2 protein-coding genes are annotated in these 5,343 nt (G+C 38.2%); both read left to right on the top strand.

The genetic code is table 11. The annotated features are described in order from the left end of the window. The first annotated feature begins 831 nt into the window (after window positions 1-831). Complete coding sequence (locus ACSFVZ_RS20335; RefSeq protein ID WP_435559505.1) at window positions 832-2,922, top strand: YjbH domain-containing protein; 2,091 nt, start codon at window positions 832-834, stop codon at window positions 2,920-2,922. Window positions 2,923-3,219: 297 nt separating this feature from the next. Beyond that, complete coding sequence (locus ACSFVZ_RS20330; protein ID WP_235384377.1) at window positions 3,220-4,824, top strand: hypothetical protein; 1,605 nt, start codon at window positions 3,220-3,222, stop codon at window positions 4,822-4,824. Window positions 4,825-5,343: the final 519 nt, after the last annotated feature.

Raw genomic sequence — 5,343 nt, 5'->3', positions numbered from 1 at the left:
AGAGTCCGTATATAAGCCAGCATCTAATCTTTATTTAATAAATACTCCGTTGACAAAAAACGGGGAGTCCATATAAGGACACAGAGAGCATAGAGGAAGAGAAGGAGAGATCAAACTTTTTAAATATTGGTTTCTCTGTGTAGCGCAGCGCCTCGGTGTGCTCTGTGGTTCAAATATTGTTTTTGCACAATGAGAAGTGAATGAGAAGAGAATGAGGTAAACCACAAGATTATTTTTACTTTCTCTAAAGCGAAGCGCCTCGGTGTGCTCTGTGGTTCAAATATTGTTTTTACACAAAGAGAAGTGAATGAGAAAAGAATGAGGAAACCACAAAATTATTTTCTTTTGAGCGAAGAGAGTTGTAACTAACTGTGAGTTATAGAACTTTTTTATAACCACAGAGGACACAGAGAGCATAGAGGAAGAGAAGGAGAGACCAAACTTTTTAAATATTGGTTTCTCTGTGTAGCGCAGCGCCTCGGTGTGCTCTGTGGTTCAAATATTGTTTTTACACAAAGAGAAGTGAATGAGAAGAGAATGAGGTAAACCAATAACTTACTTAATTTGTATTCCTCTAAAGCGCAGCGCCTCTTATTCTCTTTGTGAGTTAAAGATCTTTTTTTAACCACAGAGGTCACAGAGTACAAAGGAAGAGAGCGACAGATTCTAAATAGTTATTCTGATAATCTCTGAGTGATTATTTGGTTTTCTCTAAGATTTAAATTTCATTTTTGTATTAACTTTTTAAACATGAACAACTAACTAATTTAGTTAATTAATGCTATATTGGCGTTAACAAAAAATTCTAATAATTCTTCATGGATTCGAGTTATGCTAAAGGCGAACACTTTACTCATTAGCGGGTTAGCAACTCTTTGCGCTCCTGTGCTAGCTTCAGATAAAATTAATAACTATCAATCTTTTACTGGCTATACAGGCCTAATAAATACCCCTAATGCAAATGTAATTGATGTAGGCAATATTGATATTGGTTACAACAACATGCTTGATCTTAGAGGTAAAGAGTATATTGATGGTCATAACTTCTCTTTTGCTGCAGGTTTGTTTGACGGTTTTGAAGTAAGTGGTTTAATTGCTGCCGAATCTATGAACGATAATATGTTTTATCCCGAGGGAAAGGGCCAGTTGCGAGATGTATCGTTTAACGCTAAATACCAAATACCTTACATACCAAAAAACTGGTTAACTGTTGCTATTGGTGCAAAAGATATCGGCGGTGCAGCAAATAACTACGAAACTTACTACGCTGTTGCCTCTAAAGAATTGTGGGATTTTAGATTTTCAGCAGGTTACTCAGTAAGTGATCGTGCTACAGGCCAAATGGATGGCCCTTTTGCTGGTATTGAATGGCAACCATTTGACTGGTTTGCATTGCAAGCAGAACATGACGCAGATGCATTTAATGCAGCCGCAAAAGTCACAGTGCCTAAAAAGTGGTTATACGATATCGGTGAGTTAACATTCACTAGCCGTTTTTATAGTAATACAGACTACAGCGAAGAAGACACATCTTGGGGTGTTAACTTCAAAATGCCATTATTCACAAAACCTGAGTACGAGGCAATCGAAAGTGCGCCAGAACCTGTGGTATCTGAAAGTGATGAACTAGCCTACTTTAAGCTTAACGCTAATAAAGAACCCGTAACTATAAAAGATCCTAACGCACACCGTTATTTCGAAAGCAATAAAGAAATGACAAGGCAAGCTGCAACGTTAAAGCATGCTTTAGTTAAAGATGGTTTCGAAAGTGTACAAGTAGGCTTTAATAACGATAAGCAAATTGTTGTCAAGTTTGAAAACTCTACTTTTAATCGTAATGACCTTGATGCAATTGGTTTAGTGCTTGGCCGAATTTCGCAATATGTAAGCAGTGAAGGCATTGAGTTTAATGTTTTTATGTCTAAGCAAGATATTCCTCAACTTAGCCTAAAAGGTAACGTAGACGAGTACCGCGAGTTTATTCTTTCGCAAAAGCATCCTGAGGTAGTTGTTTATCAAGGTGCTATGCCACTACCAAGAGCACTTACTTGGGTTGGTTTAATGAATACTAACTCGCCTTACTTTAAGCCGCGTGTAACTTTTAGCCCTGCACTTACGAATGCCTATGCTACTGAATTAGGAGTATATGATTTTTCATTAGCGCTCCGCGCCGATGTAGACATACCTTTATGGCAAGGTGCGGGTATCAACCTTGGTGGCCAGGTAAGTGTAGCTAATAGCGACGACTTTGATGAAGATGCAGCATTTAGGTATTACCGTGAAGAGTCTGAATTTGATAGAGCGACACTTTATCAAACATTCGCATTACCTTATGGCATTTATAACCAAACACAGCTTGGGTATTATAAAGAACGTTTTGATTTTTATGGCATCCAAAACGAAACTACTTGGCTTAGTCCTGAAGGTCGCCACAAGGTAAGCGCAAATATTGGTTACTTTGACTACCAAGACTACGATGCAAATAGAGATTATCAAACAATAGCCTACCAATTTAACTGGGTTGAGCATGATGTTACGTTTCATGCTGAGGTTGGTAAGTTTTGGAATGAAGACTCAGGCATTAAAGTAGAAAGTAGGTTCTGGTTTGGTGATAGTTATCTAGCTCTTTATGGCGAAGATACCGATGCAAGAAAAATAGGCTTTGCGTTTAGTATTCCGCTCTCACCACGAAAAGACATGTCAGTAACGCGTTACGGGCAAGTAAAGGGTACGGAAGCTTGGCGACACTCGATTGGTACACGAATTGGTGAGTCTCAAAATACATTGATTTTTAATCAAGCTTATAAGCCAGTAAATAGTGTTAGCATCGACCGTAAATATCTGAATCAGGGGCGGTTATCTAAAGCATATTTATATGCTAATTTTAGCCGCTTGAGAGATGTTTACTTAGAATACAAATAATCATTGTCTCTGTTTTAGGAATAAAAAGTTTAAAATCGACAAATTGATTTATTTTTTGTAATTCTAATTGCTGGATTGTAAATATTATCTATAATTTTTATTGAGCCTTTTTTAGTAAAATAAAGGCTCTTTGTGTAAAATCACAGTTGCAAATGTTGTGATTGTTATTTAACCTATCAGGTAGCAATGGGAAATTATTAATTATTTTGCTTTCAACTATGGGTTTAGTTGGAGATTTCCCTGTATATCGACCTTATTTGATACGTTTATTTTAAAAAAGGAATAAAAGGACTCCCTATGTTTACTAACAGAAAAACGCTACTAGCTATGTCTGTAGCATCAGTTTTTGCTCTTTCAGGCTGTTCGAGTGATGACGACAAAAATGAGGTCGTGCCAGATCCAGTTGTACCACCAGTAACAGAAATCGTTCCACCTGATACAATTGTTACTGAGCAACCAGACAAAATATTTTCAGTAAATGTTATTGATGCTACAAACGCTGATGCTCTTGTTGGTGCAATGGTTACTTTCATGGTTGATGGTGAAGCTGCAACAAGCTTAGTGGATCCTAACGGTGAAGAACTTAGCATGGTTACTGTTGATGATTCTGGTAACTTTACTTTCCTTCCGAAAGAAGATGCTACAGGCGAAGTAACTGCGCAAGTAACTTTTGACGGTTACGTAGGTAAAAGTTTTGTTGTTGATCTAGACGCTCAAGTTGATGAAGGTTCTAATGACATTCCTCTAGACTTTGCTTTAGTTCCTGCTGATTCTGAAGGTTTAGCTTCAGCTACAACAGAAGTTGAACTTACAGACGCTACCACGATTGATCCTATCGTTGCTGTTGCTAGTAAAGACGGCGCTAAGTCAGATGTAACAATTCCTGCAGGCACAACTTTAAAAGACGCAAATGGTGATGCTGTAGCTGGTGGCGCTGTTAAATTAAATGTGTTGGCGGCTGATTCAAGTGTAAGTGGTACTGGTCTTATCATTCCTGACGGCTTAAATGAAAACAGCACTACAGAAGTGAAAGAGTCACTTGGCGTAACTAACATCACAATGACTGCTGGTGAGACTAAAGTTAAGCAGTTTACTCCTGCTATTAATGTATCTGTAACTTTACCTGCTAGCAGTGGTGTAAGTGAAGGCGACATCCTTAACGTATCTTCACACAATGAAGACACTGGTATGTGGAAAGATGAGCAATTCAAAGCTACAGTAGGCGCTGCAAATACAGATGGCACTTATCCGGCTAGCTTTATGACTGACCATTTAACATTCTTCTCAATGAATCAGAGTGTTCCTATTTGTACTTCAGGTGTATCAGTTAAAGTTGTTGGTGGTACCTTACCTGCTCGTGGACTAGCAGTATCTATGACTTCACCAGATGGTTCTATTTCTAGCTACATCAGAAGTACTACTAAACAGATTATTTCAGGTGCATCGACAGCTCGCTTTGGTATTTCATCTGATGCAGTAGCTAAAGTTCGTTTATATGATAGAGCAGGTAACACTTGGTACGAGCAAGAAAACCAACCAATTTGTGGTGACGTTGAAGTTACACTTAATAATACGGTTGAGACATTCGATAGTGCAGTAACTCTTAACGGTGTTTGTGCTGCAGATAATACAGTTAACCCAGATCTTTCTGGCTCTATTGTAACTTATGCTAAAGATGGTAAAGCAGCATCATTAGCTCAGGGACAAGGTAATTCAACATTTAGCCTTGCAGGCCTTGAAGCCGGTGGTACCTACAAAGTACGTGCAACAATCCGTGGTGCAAAAGTAGATGGTGGTGGTCAATCACAAACATTCACATTTGAGAATGTTCAGAGCACTGACACTCTAACAGGACAAGTTTCTATTGAGTGTGAAGAAAGAGAAGTAACAGGTACTAACTAATTGATTATACTTATTTAAGTATATCTACTTTCCAAAACCCCAGCTTTTGCTGGGGTTTTTGTTTTTATACAGCGCCTAAATACGGTTAAGAGCAAAATTTAGATTATGTTATTCAGTATATTTTTTCGCTGTATTTGGCATTTTTGAGCCGAAAAATGCAAGGTTGCTGTAGACATGATATTGATTCCGCGCGCAGATCTTTTTTCACAAAGAGAAGTGAGTGAGAAGAGGATGAGGTAAACCAATAACTTACTTAATTTGTTTTCCTCTATAGCGCAGCGCCTCTTATTCTCTTTGTGAGTTATAGATCTTTTTTCTAACCACAGAGGACACAGAGGAAGAGAATAGTAGATTGTAAATCGTTATTCACTGAAGCGTGGAGTGCCCATAATCTCTTAGTGATTATTTGGTTTCTCTGTGTAGCGCGAAGCGCCTCTGTGATCTTATATGGACTCCCCGTTTTTTGTCAACGGAGTATTTATTAAATAAAGATTAGATGCTGGCTTATATACGGACTCT

Origin of the sequence: Pseudoalteromonas nanhaiensis, from assembly GCF_051235485.1 — a bacterium.
GTDB classification, from domain to species: Bacteria; Pseudomonadota; Gammaproteobacteria; order Enterobacterales; family Alteromonadaceae; genus Pseudoalteromonas; species Pseudoalteromonas lipolytica_C.
This window is presented reverse-complemented; position numbering and strand designations above follow the sequence as displayed.